Annotated in this window: 12 protein-coding genes; 2 read left to right on the forward strand and 10 right to left on the reverse strand. The window is 68.3% G+C overall.

The window, feature by feature from the left end; genetic code table 11:
• Window positions 1–322 precede the first annotated feature (322 nt).
• A complete protein-coding gene (locus OG976_RS12485; protein WP_328362549.1) occupies window positions 323–1396 on the forward strand; it encodes a MinD/ParA family ATP-binding protein in 1074 nt (357 codons plus the stop codon).
• Window positions 1377–2219 carry a serine/threonine-protein kinase gene (locus tag OG976_RS12490; RefSeq protein WP_328362552.1) on the forward strand — a complete coding sequence of 281 codons (843 nt, stop codon included), beginning with the start codon at window positions 1377–1379 and terminating at the stop codon, window positions 2217–2219. The genes OG976_RS12485 and OG976_RS12490 overlap by 20 nt, the downstream gene beginning before the upstream one ends.
• Window positions 2220–2223: 4 nt before the next feature.
• Here OG976_RS12490 and eccA read toward each other — a convergent pair whose 3' ends face one another.
• From eccA to OG976_RS12540, 10 genes are all read right to left on the reverse strand, one after another.
• Window positions 2224–4077 (reverse strand): type VII secretion AAA-ATPase EccA, encoded by a 1854-nt coding sequence (gene eccA, locus OG976_RS12495; protein ID WP_328362555.1) that lies wholly within the window; start codon window positions 4075–4077, stop codon window positions 2224–2226.
• A 3-nt stretch (window positions 4078–4080) separates the two neighbouring features.
• Window positions 4081–5616, reverse strand: a complete 1536-nt coding sequence (gene eccE, locus OG976_RS12500; RefSeq protein ID WP_328362558.1) for a type VII secretion protein EccE — start codon at window positions 5614–5616, stop codon at window positions 4081–4083.
• Window positions 5613–7271, reverse strand: coding sequence for a type VII secretion-associated serine protease mycosin (mycP, locus tag OG976_RS12505; protein WP_328362561.1), 1659 nt, complete (start codon window positions 7269–7271; stop codon window positions 5613–5615). The genes eccE and mycP overlap by 4 nt, the downstream gene beginning before the upstream one ends.
• The gene (gene eccD / locus OG976_RS12510) at window positions 7268–8749 is read right to left on the reverse strand and encodes a type VII secretion integral membrane protein EccD (RefSeq protein WP_328362564.1); all 1482 of its coding nucleotides are present in this window, start codon (window positions 8747–8749) and stop codon (window positions 7268–7270) included. The genes mycP and eccD overlap by 4 nt, the downstream gene beginning before the upstream one ends.
• The gene (locus OG976_RS12515; protein WP_328362567.1) at window positions 8749–9777 is read right to left on the reverse strand and encodes a MinD/ParA family ATP-binding protein; all 1029 of its coding nucleotides are present in this window, start codon (window positions 9775–9777) and stop codon (window positions 8749–8751) included. The genes eccD and OG976_RS12515 overlap by 1 nt, the downstream gene beginning before the upstream one ends.
• A complete protein-coding gene (locus OG976_RS12520) occupies window positions 9777–10610 on the reverse strand; it encodes an ESX secretion-associated protein EspG (RefSeq protein WP_328362570.1) in 834 nt (277 codons plus the stop codon). The genes OG976_RS12515 and OG976_RS12520 overlap by 1 nt, the downstream gene beginning before the upstream one ends.
• A 61-nt stretch (window positions 10611–10671) precedes the next feature.
• Window positions 10672–10959 (reverse strand): WXG100 family type VII secretion target, encoded by a 288-nt coding sequence (locus OG976_RS12525; RefSeq protein WP_328362573.1) that lies wholly within the window; start codon window positions 10957–10959, stop codon window positions 10672–10674.
• A 33-nt stretch (window positions 10960–10992) separates the two neighbouring features.
• A complete protein-coding gene (locus tag OG976_RS12530) occupies window positions 10993–11298 on the reverse strand; it encodes a WXG100 family type VII secretion target (RefSeq protein WP_163805926.1) in 306 nt (101 codons plus the stop codon).
• A gap of 135 nt (window positions 11299–11433) precedes the next feature.
• A complete protein-coding gene (locus OG976_RS12535; protein ID WP_328362581.1) occupies window positions 11434–12669 on the reverse strand; it encodes a PPE domain-containing protein in 1236 nt (411 codons plus the stop codon).
• A 3-nt stretch (window positions 12670–12672) separates the two neighbouring features.
• Window positions 12673–12975, reverse strand: coding sequence for a PE domain-containing protein (locus tag OG976_RS12540; protein ID WP_328362583.1), 303 nt, complete (start codon window positions 12973–12975; stop codon window positions 12673–12675).
• Window positions 12976–13015 lie beyond the last annotated feature (40 nt).

The following is a 13015-nucleotide window of genomic DNA, read 5'->3' on the forward strand; positions in this document are numbered from 1 at the left end:
CTGCGGCGTTCTCCGGCGAACACCTACGGAATCCGTCGTCTACGTCGCCTTTTGAGAACCTGTTGCACTTTCGGGGTGCCCGCGGCCAGACGAGGTCGACCGTGGCCGGTTTTGCGGGCTGTTTGCTGTGGACCGCGCCTGGCGGGACGCGAGGTGCTAAACACCACACGCCGGCGACCATCGCCGCAGGTCGCGGGCGTCAGGGACGGCCGCCCGGGACTTTGCGCAAAGTCTGGGTGGATTCTTAGGAACAGCTGGGCGCCGACCTGGGGAATTGCGCACACGGGGATACTGAAGCGGTCCCCTGGATACGAAAGAGACCATGACCGACCGCGACGATTTCTCCCGCGAGCGCAACCGGGCGCCTGCCCCGCCGCCGGCCCGCCCGCCGGTTGATCCGGGCCCGCCGACGGTGCAGATGCCCCGCATCGACCCGCGCCAGGCGCCGCCGCGAGCCCCCTATCCCCCGCTGCCCGCGCCGCCTGCTCCGCGCACCGTGAAGCCCAAACCGACCCGGGGATGGCGCCGGGCGGTACACGCGGGCACCTTCGGCCTGGTCAATCCGGGTCCGTCGCGCACCGACCGGCGCCAGGCCGCGATGGAGGCCATGGTGGCCGCACCGCTGCGCGGGCACTACAAGATCGGCGTGCTCGGCAAGGGCGGGGTCGGTAAGACGACGGTGGCCGCCAGCGTCGGTTCGGTGCTCGCCGAGTTGCGCCGCGGTGACCGGGTGGTGGCCGTGGACGCCGATACCGCGTTTGGCAGGCTGGGCAGCCGCATCGACCCGCGCGCTGATGGCTCCTATCTGGAGCTGGCGCGCAACAAGAACCTGCAGTCCTTCGCCGAGGTACTGACCCGGATGGGCAGCAACTCGGCTGGACTGTTCGTGCTGGCCGGCGAAAACGGCAGCCGCCGAGGAATTTTGGATCCGGCGATCTACCGCGAGGCGACCATGCGCCTGGACCGCCACTTCACCATCTCGATCGTCGACTGCGGTTCGACGATGGACGCCCCTGTCACCCAGGAGGCGCTGCGCGACATGGACGCGCTGATCGTGGTGTCCTCGCCCTGGCCCGACGGCGCCTCGGCAGCCGCGCAGACCATGGAATGGCTTGCCCACCATGGCAAGACCGGGTTGATGCAGCGCTCGGTGGTGGTGCTCAACGATTCCGACGGGCACTCCGACAAGCGCACCCGCGGCACGCTGGCCCAGCAGTTCCGGGCCCGCGGCCAGGCGGTGGTGGAGGTGCCGTTCGATCCGGGGCTACGCCCGGGCGGGGTGATCAACAGCACCGGTGAGATGGCGGCGCCGACGCGGGAGGCGTTCGTGGAAGTCGCGGCAGTGCTCGCGCAGTTCTTCGCCACCCTGCCCCACCATGGATCCAAACCCCGTTAGCGCCGTCGGGCCGGGTACCCGCATCGGCGGTTACATCGTCGAGTGGGTGATCGGTTCGGGCGCGATGGGCACCGTCTGCGTTGCGCACCATGCAGATTCGGGTAGACGTGTCGCGCTGAAAGTTCTCAACACCGCGGTGTCCGGTGATCCGGCGTATCGCCTCCGCTTCACCGAGGAGGCCCGGTGGGCGCAGTCGCTGCAGCACCCCAACATCGTCGCGGTATACGACTGCGGCGAGACCCCAACGGGCATCCTCTGGATGGCGATGCATTTCGTGCCCGGCACCGATGCCGACCAAGAATTACGGGCCGGGAACATGCCGCCACAGCGGGCCGTACACATCATCACTCAGGTCGCTGCGGCCCTGGACTACGCGCACAGCCACGGCGTCGTGCACGGTGACCTCAAGCCGTCGAATTTCCTTCTGGCCCAGGGTGAAAGGGTACTGCTCGCCGACTTCGGGCTGGCCCGCAGCACCCGGGACCGCACCCCCACGGGCCGTGACGGGGTGGTGCTGGCCAGCGCCGCCTACGCTTCCCCCGAGCTGCTGCGCGGGCAGACGATCGATGGACGCAGCGACGTGTACTCGCTGGGCGCCTCGCTGTTCCGGCTGCTGACCGGCAAACCGCCGTACTTCGATGCGGTCTCCAAAGATGCTGTGGTGCAGTCACATCTGCGTCGCGAGGTACCTCGTGTCACCGAGTACGCGCCGTGGCTGCCTGCCGGTATCGACGAGGTGATCTACACGGCGATGGCAAAGGATCCGGCCGCGCGATACCGGTGCGCTGGGGAACTGGCATCCGCCGTCCTCGCCGTACGGTGACTCTTCAGAGCTCCACGGGCACGTGCTTTTCGGTGCAGGCGTCGATGACCGCGGCCACGACGTCCTGCGTGCGCAGCGTCTCGAGATCCTCCACCGTCACCGAACCCCGGTTGGTGCGGTTCTGCGCGGCAACCCGTGAATCTCGCAGCCGTTCAGCACGTTCAACGATATTGCGCGCGAACCGGCCGTTCTGCATGACGTCGATTCCGTGGGTGCCGTCGGGCGCGAGGTAAGCGCGCAGATTACGGCACGCGGCGTTGAGCGCATTTTGCGCGGGCGGCTCGATCACGGTCGCGCGGGGCTGCCCGTAGCGGACCGCGATCTCGACGATCTCGCTCGGGCTGTAGGACTCGAATCGCAGCTTGCGGTTGAAGCGACCCGCCAAACCCGGGTTGACGGTGAGGAACTCGTCGACTTCCTTCTCATAGCCGGCACCGATGAAGCAGAAGTCGAAGCGATGCACCTCGAGCGCGACCAGCAGCTGGTTCACGGCTTCCATCCCAATCATGTCCGGCCGGCCGTCGTGATGACGCTCGACCAGGCTGTAGAACTCGTCCATGAACAGGATCCGGCCCAGCGAACGGTCGATCAGCTCGTTGGTCTTCGGCCCTGACGACCCAATGTGCTCACCGCAGAAGTCAGCGCGCTTGACCTCGATGATCTCCGGGTGGCGCACGATACCGAGTCCGGCGTAGATCTTGCCGAGCGCTTCGGCGGTGGTGGTCTTACCGGTTCCGGGAGGGCCGACCAGGAGCATGTGGTTGGTCTGGTTGGTCACCGGCAATCCATGAGCGAGCCGCAGGGCCCGGACCTCGATCTGGTCCTCGAGCTCGGCGACCGCGCGCTTGACATCGGATAATCCCACCTGGTTGTTGAGCAGTGCGCGGCCTTCGGCCAGGAGTTCGGTGCGGCGCTCGGCGTTCTCCTCCTCCGCTCGCTCATGCTCGGACTGCTCGGTGCTGACATCCCACTTGTTGGTGCGGCTGTTGATCGTGTCCTCGTCGGTGACCACCAGCTGCAACCGCGGATCGCCCAGCGCCTGCTTGGCGGGCTCGATCAGCACGCCGTTGATGGTGGCCTTCGACAGCCAGATCTGTGCCTTGTCCTCCTCGCCGAGCTGACGGTGGGCCATACCGCGCGCGTAGGCGAGGTCGGCGGCGATCAAAGGGAATTCGAGCGGATCGATCGCGGTGACCGCGGTGTCGAGCAAGCTGTGCCTTCGGCCTTCGGCGGCGCCGCCGCGCTCGGCGCGCAGTTCCACCCGGTCAGCCCAGTCCAGCGCGACTCTGGCCTGGCCCAGGTGGGCTGCGGCATGGGCAGCGAGCGCATTGGTACCTGCGGTGACGGCAGACATGATGATCGCCTGGGGTGGAAGCACTTTCGCCGCCCCGGCGATGACATCGGGCCAGCGCTGAGTGGCGAACATCAGGTAGGCCCGGATGTACTGCTGCCACTGGTGATTCTCCCAGCTGTCCAGCAGCGCCGAATCGTCAAGGAGTGCTTCGGCTTTCTCGAACTGCTTGTCGTCGATCAGCGCACTTGCCAGCGCCAGCCCGGCATGGGACGCCTCGGTGACGGTGATCGACAGATAGGGGCCGGCCTTGATCGGCGCCGCCAGTGTCACGCCCAGCCGGTTGCACTCCCGATGCAGTCTGGCGCCGTAGGCGTAGAGCTGCTGCAGGCTCTCCAGCGCCCCGTCACCGGTGGCGATCCTGCCCAGCCACGCATCCGCCATCGAGAGCTCGGTCGCGGTGGCCTCGCGGAAGTAGCGTTGTGCGGCAGCGGGGTCAGCGTCGAGGACCGACATCGCCTGATCGAACTGGCGACGTGCGGCGGCAGTGGACGTGGTGCTTGTCATCGGTCAGTCCACCGGCTCGAGTTCCGCGGATCGCAGGTTTGTCGGTTCATTCGATATGTAGCGGTTCTCGGCACGGAACAGTTCGATCTCCACTTCGTACACCTGGCCCGCGGTGTTGACCTCGACGACAGCGGGCCCGGTCTGGGTGATGACGACGTCGACCGATCCGCGGGGTGCTTCGCCGGGGCGGCCGATCGAGATGACGGTGTTGGGCCTCGGTGCGGGCGCGACGGTTCCGTCGACCACGCTGACTGTCGTCCCCGACACCGGCCGGGGTTGGTCGCTGACCGCGATATGCGGCATGCGCACACTGTCCCAGCGGGCAAGGTCACTGGTGTGCAGGGTGATCCGGTCCCCGGCACCCGCGGTACGCACCACGATGCGCTTGGCGATCGCGTCCTCGGCGGCGATGTGAATCCTGCTGAACTCGCCCGGGTCACCCATCGGCAGCAGCAGCCGGTCGCCGGAGCCGACCTTCCCGAGCAGTACACCGGAGGGACCGATCGGCAGCGGAAGTGTGGCAGGCAGGCGTCCGACGCTGATCCCGCGCAACTCCGGCCGCGGGCCGCAGAGGTTAGCGGCAACCGCGGCGGCCTGCTCTCCGGGCAGGGTCTTGAGCGTGACACTCGGTGCAGCGGTGGGCGGTTGTGCACTGCGGACCGTGACCGTCGCAGTCGCGGTCCCGTCCGGAAACAGGGTGATGTTCTGGATGATGCCGTCGGCACGCAACGACCACGCTTGGGCGAGCACGTCGGCGGTGATATCACGTGGATGATAGGCGTAGGTGGTCAGCCAGCCGGCGTCGCTGCGGGCGGAATGCCAGCGCTGGTTGTGGGGTTCCAGAGCGGTACGTCCGAGGCGACGCTCCAGCTCCACCAGGTCGGTAGCGGTGGCTACCTTCGCCCGAATCCCATTGCAGCGCAGTCGGGCCGCGATACGTTGCGCCGCCGCCAGCACGGCCGTGCCGACAGTGGACCGCCACTGCAGAGCATCAGCGTTCTCGAGAGCGTTGAGCCGGATCACCAACCAGGTCTCCCGCTGACCGGCATACGGCGGGGTCCCGATCAGGGTGTCGTAGACCCGCGGGTAGTCACCGGTGCTGCGCCGCCGCGATCCGGCGCTGATCACGCTGAGGGACTCAATGGTGAGCCCCAGGCTTTGGCGCATGTCCTGCAGCATCGTGCTGACGTCGACGGTGTTGCGGGTCTGCGTCGAGGTCGAGCCGGTGAAAATGGTTGGGGTGTGGGCCTTGCCGAGCAGCTGCACGGCGACGATGGCCACGCCGTCCTGGAATCGAACGCCACCGCCGGAGCGATCGTTGGCGACCGTCACCGGGTCGGCCAGCTCGATAGCCCGGTTGCGTCGCAGGTACCGCGCCGCCCATGACCACAGCGGTTGGCGCCGCCACGGAATGGCCAACAGGATCAGCCCCAGAACCAGACCGATTCCGGCGCCGACATATTCGCCGACGAACCAGCCGATGAACCCGAGGAGCAGCACACCGATGATCACGGCAAGTTGCACGGTCTGTCGCCTCATCGGGCCCGCCTGGCGCGAGCGATGATGCTCGCCAGCAGGACCGCTCCGATGACCGCCCCGGCGAAGCCGAGCGCGACGTTGCGGGCGCGATGATCGGGGGCAGCGGGGGGCGCGGGCGGCGGCACGACGCGGGTTTTGGAGCCCGGCGCGAGCGCGTCCCCCGGTGGCACGTTGAAGGTCAGCGCCGCAACCGGATCCACCACGCCGTAGCCGACCTGATTGTCGACCCCGCGTGGCGGATTGTGCGCGGTCTGCAGAATCCGGTGGATCACCTGGTTGGCCGTCAGGTTCGGGTACTTCGCACGGACCAGTGCGGCCACCCCGCTGACGTATGCCGCCGAGAAACTGGTGCCCCAGAACGGCATGTTCTTCTCACCGGGCCGCACCGGAGGATAGGCGTTGACCGGACCGCCGGTCTGCGGCGAGAGGCCCATGATCCCGACGCCGGGAGCCGCGGCGGCCACCCACGGTCCGGCCAGGCTCTTGTTGATCGGAGCGCCGGAGTTGTCGACGGCCCCCACCGAGAGCACGTAATCGGAAAACCACGACGGCGACGAGACGGTCTTGACCTGGTGCCAGTCGCGAGGATCGTTGGTGTCCAACGGGTCGAATGACGGATTCTGCGCGCACCCGTCCTCACCCTCGTTGCCGGCGGCGGCGACGATCACCGCGTCCTTGACCGTCGCGGCATACCAGACGGCCGCACCGATGGCCCGCTGGTCGAGGGGGTCGGCGGCCGACACACACGCCGTCACACTGATGTTGATGACCTTGGCGCCCATGTTGGCGGCATGCACGATGGCGCTGGCCAGGGTGGCCACCGTGCCGGCCTTCCTCCGGGCCTCGTTGTCGCCGGGTGACGGGTTCTCCGGCTCGTAGGCGCGCGAGGACTGGCGGATGGAGATGACCGTGGAGTGCGGGGCGACGCCTGCCACACCATCGGGTGCGCCAGGTGCGGGCGGGGGAACCTCGGGGTCCTCGGGGCCGCCCGGGTCGGGATCCCCTGGGCCGTTGGACGGTTGGTCCGCGGGCGGCAGAGGCTCGGCGGGCGGCGGGGGTGGCGGCGCCTGCTTGGTCTCGGTGACCGTCACCGGGGCCGGTGGCGGGGGTGGTGCCGGCGGAGGCGGCGGCGATCCGGGTGGCGGCGGTGCACCGTTGACCGGCGGCGGACCCGCCGGCGGCGGGAACGCGGGAGCGGCGGGCATGGGTGCCGGCATCGGGCTGCCCTGGGGTGCGGCCGCGATCAGGGACGCGACGATCGTGCCGTGCGAGTCGCAGTCCTGCAGACCGTCACCGCCCATGATGTAGTCCCCGCCGGGCACGACGGGCAACCGCGGACTGGGGTTGACGCCGGTGTCGATCACCGCGACCGTCACACCGTTGCCGGTCGAGTACTTCCAGGCCTTGCTGATGTTGAGCATCGTGAAGCCGGGCGCCGGGACGGACACGTTGGGATCGGCGACAGTGATGGTGCGCGCGCACACGTTGCTCTGCCGCATCGGCTGGTCGGGGCGCGGCGGGCCGTCCGGCGGCACCAGCGATGGGTCGACCGAAGGCGGTGGAATAGCCTGCGCTGCTGGAATATTGGCGACCACTCCCGTGATCAGCACGACCATCGCCGTCGCCGCGATCCGCTGTCCCCGGGGTGCGCTCATCGCATCCGAACCCAGGTGAACAGGCCGCCGATCCACGCTGCCAGCGGGAAAGCCGCCACGATCGCGGCCAACTCCAGCCATTCGGCGAGCATCCTGACCAGCGGGGTGAACCGGGTGACGGGGACCAACAGGGCGGCTGCCAGGCCGGCACCACCGAACGCGACGAGGACCAGCGCGCCCCAGAACAACGCGGCGCTCGAATCCGGCGGCGCAGCAAGCACATACCGGATGACGCCCACGCTGAACGCGGCGGCCGCACCGCACACCAACGCCACCGCCTGACGCTTGTCGGCGAAGGCACGGCCACGGCTGACGAAGATCAGCACGAACAGTCCCGCGAGCACCGCGGCGGCGGTGCTCTTGGGCCGTCCCGGCATGAGGGTCACCCACACCGCGGCCGGCAACGCCGCCGCGGCGGCCACACAGATGCCGGTGAGCACCCCGTTGGCCCGGGTGGCCGCTGCTGTGATGATCTCGCCGGGTGGTGTGGTGTCCGGGTTGGGCTCGTCCTCGGTCTCTTCGTCGACCGGGGTGACGGTGTCCACCGGAAGGCCGTCGCTGCGCCGGAAGAGGTCCCGTCCGGTGATAGAGCCGAAGTGCGGCGGGCGAATCCGAGCCGCCCACAGCGCGAACGTCGGCCCGAGGGTGAGCAACAGCAACAAGCCGATCAGTGTCAGCATCCCGAGCCACTGCGCCGGGACCGGACGCCACATCCTGGCGGCGGCCACGACGCCACCGACCACACACAACGTGACGATGGTGGCCGCGACGGTGACATGACGTTGGGTGAGTACGACTACCGCGCAACTGAGGACTGCGACAGCGAGGCCCGCGATGAACAGGTGCGCGGCTCCGACTCCGCCTGGCGCGGCTGCGGCGAATCCCGCGGCAAGCAATGGGACTGCCAGCCAACCGAATCCGCTGAGCAGGTCGCCGCGTCCGGGCCACCAGCGCCACACCGACAGTGCCCCGACGGCGAACAACACACCGATGGTCACGGTCACCACGGCAGGGATCAGCGAGTCGGAGTGCATCCGGGTGTGCACGGCCAGGCCCAGCACCGTCAGCGCGATCATCGCCACCACGGCCAGGGCGGTGTGTGCCGCGGTCTCGGCGGTCACCGGCGCGAACAATCGCTTTCCGACCCTGGCCAGCCCGGTGGACAGCGACTCGTACTGCGGCTCGAAAGACTCGCCCTCCTGCGCCGGCACCAGCACCAGTGTGGCGCCGTCCTCCACGCCGAGTTCGTCGAGGGTCTTGGTGACGTCCAGACGAGTTCCGTTGGCCCGGTGAAGTTCGTAGGCGACGCCAGGGTCAAGGGCGGCCACCCCGCGCCGCTTCAACTCCTCGTTGAGAAGTTCGACGACATTGTCGATGAACACCTCGACGGGGACCGAGGCCGGATACACCTGGGAGACAAGGTTGTCCCCGCAGATGACCGCGATGGCACAGCGGGCCGGAAAGGAGACCTTAGCCATCAGCGCGGCCTGTCAGCGTCCGGAATGTACTTGTCGGCCAGCGCCGCGGTGATCTCAAACAACCGCAGCCGGGTCTTCTTCTGCAACTCGTTCTGGGCGTCGATGATGCCGCCCTTGGCCAGATGCGGGTCGTACGGCATGAACTCGACGGTGGCGCCGGACTGCCCGAAACGCTCGGTGAGGTAGGCCCGGGCATCCTTGTCGTAGCCGTTGCGGCTGTCATTGAGGATCACCATGCTGCGCGACACCAGTTCGTGGTAGCCCATCGACCGCAGCAGGTCGATGGCGCGGGTGACCGGCAGCGACGTATCGGCGGTGAGGCCGGAGACGAACACCAGGGTGTCGCAGGCGTCGAACACGGCCTTCATCACCGGGTGTTCGAGGTCGTCTGCGGTGTCGACGAGGATGACGTTGTGGGTGCGGCGCAACCGGGACAACACCCCGGCGAACATCGCAGGCACCAGCGGGCGGGGCTGATCCGAAACACGGTTGCCCGCCAGCACGTCGAGCCCGATCTGGTTCTGTCCCAGATGTTCCCGGATGTCGGCGTAACCCTGGACGTCGGTGTCGTTGAGCACCGCCGAATAGTCACCGGGCGGCGCCTCGTCGATGCGGCCTGCCAAGGTGCCGAATCCGGGCGCGGCGTCTATCGCCACGACGTTCTCCGGGCGGCACTCGCGGAAGATGGCGCCGACGCTCGCGGTCATCGTGGTCTTGCCGACGCCGCCCTTGCCGGAGACGAAGCCGACCACGTACTGCTTGCGGATATGCCTGCGGATGCGTTCGCGGAGTTCGCGGTAGTGCCGCTCGGCCGGTGACTCGCCGAGGTTGATCGTCTTGAACGAGATGTTGTAGACGAACTTGCGCCAGCCTGAACCGGGCGGGATCTTGCGCGGCGCCACCATGTCGGAGATGCGCAGCGTTCCCGATACCGAGTCCTGCTGACGGTGCTGCGCGCCAAAGGGTTCGCGGCGCAGCGGTTCGCGGGGGTCAGCGGAATGCCCCGGCTCGTTCCAGGGATTCGTCACTAGACAACCTTTCTGTGGGAGTACCACTCGTCCTCGGCCGGCAGGCGGCGGACCATCTTCTGCACCGCCGAGGCGATGTTGCCCGCGGATCCGGGACTGACGATCATCCACGACGTGCCGCCGCGGCTGACATGCTCGGACACCAACCGGCCCTGCGGGGTGTCGATGATGGTGACGGCGCCGTGTTCGATGTGCGAGCGGGCGGGCCCGCCTGCCACCCCGGCCTGGATCGCCACCACCGACGCCTGCGCCGAGCGGTCGGTGTCGGCGGCCAGCGTCAGGGTCGCGATCTGATCGCCGTCCAGCCGCTTGTCCATCAGGAAGGTACGCAGACTCGCCCGATCATGAACGGCGGCAAGCAGTTCGGCGGTGTCGAGGGTGACCGGGCGCAGGGCGGCGGGCTTCAGCTGCCCGCACAGTCGATCGATCTGTGTGTTGATCAGGACCCCGGCCGACTCCTCCGAGGTCGCCGTGCCCGCACTGCTGAGCCGCACCATGATGCCGCTGCGCTCGAGGGCGACCCACCACTGGGCGAACCGCGCCAGTAAGACCCGTTCAGGCTCGGCGTCATGGGCGGGAGTCTGGGCGTAGACCAGCAGCGCGACGTCGCGGCGGGACAGTACGGTCAGCCATTCCAGCACCGCCTGGTCCACCCCGCCGCTGGCGGTGATCACGCCAGCGGCGCGCAGTTCGGCAGCCACCGGATGGGCCAGGGCCATCTGTTCGGTTTCGACGCTGGGCAGGTGTGGCCGCAGGCCGAGTTCGGGCGCGAGTACCTCGATGCCCGAGAGCACCTGCAGTACCCACAGGCCGTCCACTGTCGTCGTCAACATAGCTTTCCCAAGACAGACAGCAGGGGCGCACCGAGCGTGCGCCCCGCTGCCGGATTCCGGTTTAGAAGAGGTTGCCCATCATGACGTCGGTCTGGTGGGCGCTGTCGTTCACGTTGCTGATGGTCGAACCGTGCTGGTTCATCGTCTCGATGAGACCCTGGAGGCCCTGCAGCATCTGCATCTGCGCCTCGTGGAACGAGGTGGCCGCGGTGCCCTGGAAGAAATCGGCGATCGCGTTGGTGCGCTGCGCGATGTCGTCGTGAATCTCCATGAGCAGCGCCGAGCGGGAGCCGACGTCGGAGGCGAAGTCCGCGACGCCGCCGTGGTTGTAGGTGATGTTGTCCGACATGGGAATGTCCTTCCGTAAGTGTGGGTCTGGGGATTAGGCGTTGGCGGCGAAGCTGGTGAGGCTGTGGGCTGCGTCGGCCTCGTGCTGCTCCATCATCGAGGCGGCCTGGCTCAGCCCGTGGGCCAGCCGGGTACCGCCGGTGATGGTCTGCTGAAGGTCGTGGTTGATCTGAGCGGCGGTGTTCACCGATGCCAGCTGTGCCTGGCCACCCCAGACCGCCGAGCCGATGCCTTCATGGCTGGAGAGGTATCCGTTGGCGATCGCGGTGGCGTGCTCGAGTGCGGACTCGATGGCCTGCTGGGTGCTGCGCAGCACCTCCGGAGTAACGACGAGCGTCATGTCTTTCCCTTTCGGTTACGTTTTGCTGATGGTCGGCCCCGTGGCGGGGATGTGGACGAGTATCGGGTGCAGGCGAACAGCTGTCACTTCACCCTCTGGCAAACGATGACGGCCGCACCCCCTTGAGCCGGTTCATTAGCTGAGCCTCGGATCGCGTTGATGGTCACGGTCCAGGACGATGCGGGCGTGCGAAACGTCGTCTTTGCTGTCCTCACCCTTGCCGTGGGCGAGCATGCCAGCGTGGGCAGGCGACATCGGCATCGCGGAGCCACCCATTCCGGTGGGCCCACGCAGTTCGGCCGCGCTGAGCAGACCCGTCTTGAGTGACGTCGGCCTGCCCGCACTTTCGGGGGCAAAGCTGCTGGTGGGTCGGGTGTAGCTGGTGAGCCCGGCGCCCGGGAAACCACCACCCCCGCCGCCACCGCCACCACCGACGCCGCCACCGACGCCGCCACCGAGTCCCGGTGCGCCCGCCTTGACGAGCTCGGCCGCCGGCATCGCGGCGTCGCCGGCCTTCATCCCGTTGAACATGCCGCCGAGGGAGCCCATCATCGACTGCGGCAGGCTCGACAGACCCTGGAAGGCCTGCATCGGGGCCTGGAACATGCCCATCAACGGCTGCATGGCCCCCATCGCAGCCTGCATCGGCTGCATCATCATCGAGCTCATCTGGCCCATCTCGCCGACGGCGGAGGCCGGGGCAGCGGCGGTCTGGCCGGCCATCTGGGTGACCTGGCCGGTGCCCTGCGTGGCGGCCTGCATGCCAGTGGTTCCGGCGGCCTGGGCGACTGCGGCCGCCGCGGTGGCCGGCGCGGCGGGGGACGCCCCCAGCGGGGCGAACGGCGGCGGGACGGTCAGCGCGGCCACCAGCGCGGCAAGAGCGGCGCCGTAGGCCGCGCCGGCTCCGGCGTTGTGCGGCCAGTGCTCGCCGAAGTACTCGGTGTCCAGGGCGACGATGGCCGGAGTCAGTGCGCCGAGAACCGCCGGGTTGATGGCGACGTCGGCGGCCTGTTCGGTGCGGTTGGCGATCGACACTTCGGCCGGGATCATCGACGACACCGCCGTTTCGTATGCCGCGACAGCACTGGCGGCGATCGGCGGCTTCTCCTGCACCCAACCGGCCAGCAGCTGCAATGCCGTATTGAGCCCGGTCACCGCGCTTGTCGAGCTGAGCCCGCCGACGCCCTCGAAGTTCAGCGAGGTCACGGCGGTGTTCAGCGTCGACAACGAGAAGGCCAGTTCATGGCTGCCCATCAGGGCCTGCCACGCCACGCCGTTGGCCATGGTCGTCGACGTGCCAGCCGCCCCCGGCCCGACGAGGCGGAGGTAGTTGGTTTCAGGCGAGGAGCACGGCCAGGCGGGATCGGGCACGGATCAGCCCAATCCGAGCGCAGCGTTGTTGAGGGCGTCGGTGGCGGTGTAGGTGGCGGCTGCCAGGTTCTGGGAACCGGCGAACATCCCCCGGTTGGCCAGGTGCTCGTTGGCGGTCCCGATGTAGGTCGCACCCGCGGCGTTGAGCGCTGCGGCGAACTCGACCGAGTCCAGGTCCGCACCCATGGGCATGACGCCGACCAGTGCCTCGGAGGCGGCCGCCGTGGCAGCGCCCATTTCCGCGCTGATTCCGGACTCGGTGGCCGCAGAGGTACCGACAACAGCGGCGTTGACATTCAGAACCATGTTGCTCTCCTTCTGGTGATCACAGGGCGGACCTGCAATA

It is taken from the genome of Mycobacterium sp. NBC_00419, assembly GCF_036023875.1.
Lineage (GTDB): Bacteria > Actinomycetota > Actinomycetes > Mycobacteriales > Mycobacteriaceae > Mycobacterium.

What these genes read in the sequence shown, in the direction of transcription:
- OG976_RS12485 (WP_328362549.1), top strand. Translation starts at nt 323, where the DNA reads ATGACCGACCGCGACGATTTCTCCCGCGAGCGCAACCGGGCGCCTGCC.
- OG976_RS12490 (WP_328362552.1), top strand. Translation starts at nt 1,377, where the DNA reads ATGGATCCAAACCCCGTTAGCGCCGTCGGGCCGGGTACCCGCATCGGC.
- eccA (WP_328362555.1), bottom strand. Translation starts at nt 4,077, where the DNA reads ATGACAAGCACCACGTCCACTGCCGCCGCACGTCGCCAGTTCGATCAG.
- eccE (WP_328362558.1), bottom strand. Translation starts at nt 5,616, where the DNA reads ATGAGGCGACAGACCGTGCAACTTGCCGTGATCATCGGTGTGCTGCTC.
- mycP (WP_328362561.1), bottom strand. Translation starts at nt 7,271, where the DNA reads ATGAGCGCACCCCGGGGACAGCGGATCGCGGCGACGGCGATGGTCGTG.
- eccD (WP_328362564.1), bottom strand. Translation starts at nt 8,749, where the DNA reads ATGGCTAAGGTCTCCTTTCCGGCCCGCTGTGCCATCGCGGTCATCTGC.
- OG976_RS12520 (WP_328362570.1), bottom strand. Translation starts at nt 10,610, where the DNA reads ATGTTGACGACGACAGTGGACGGCCTGTGGGTACTGCAGGTGCTCTCG.
- OG976_RS12525 (WP_328362573.1), bottom strand. Translation starts at nt 10,959, where the DNA reads ATGTCGGACAACATCACCTACAACCACGGCGGCGTCGCGGACTTCGCC.
- OG976_RS12530 (WP_163805926.1), bottom strand. Translation starts at nt 11,298, where the DNA reads ATGACGCTCGTCGTTACTCCGGAGGTGCTGCGCAGCACCCAGCAGGCC.
- OG976_RS12540 (WP_328362583.1), bottom strand. Translation starts at nt 12,975, where the DNA reads ATGGTTCTGAATGTCAACGCCGCTGTTGTCGGTACCTCTGCGGCCACC.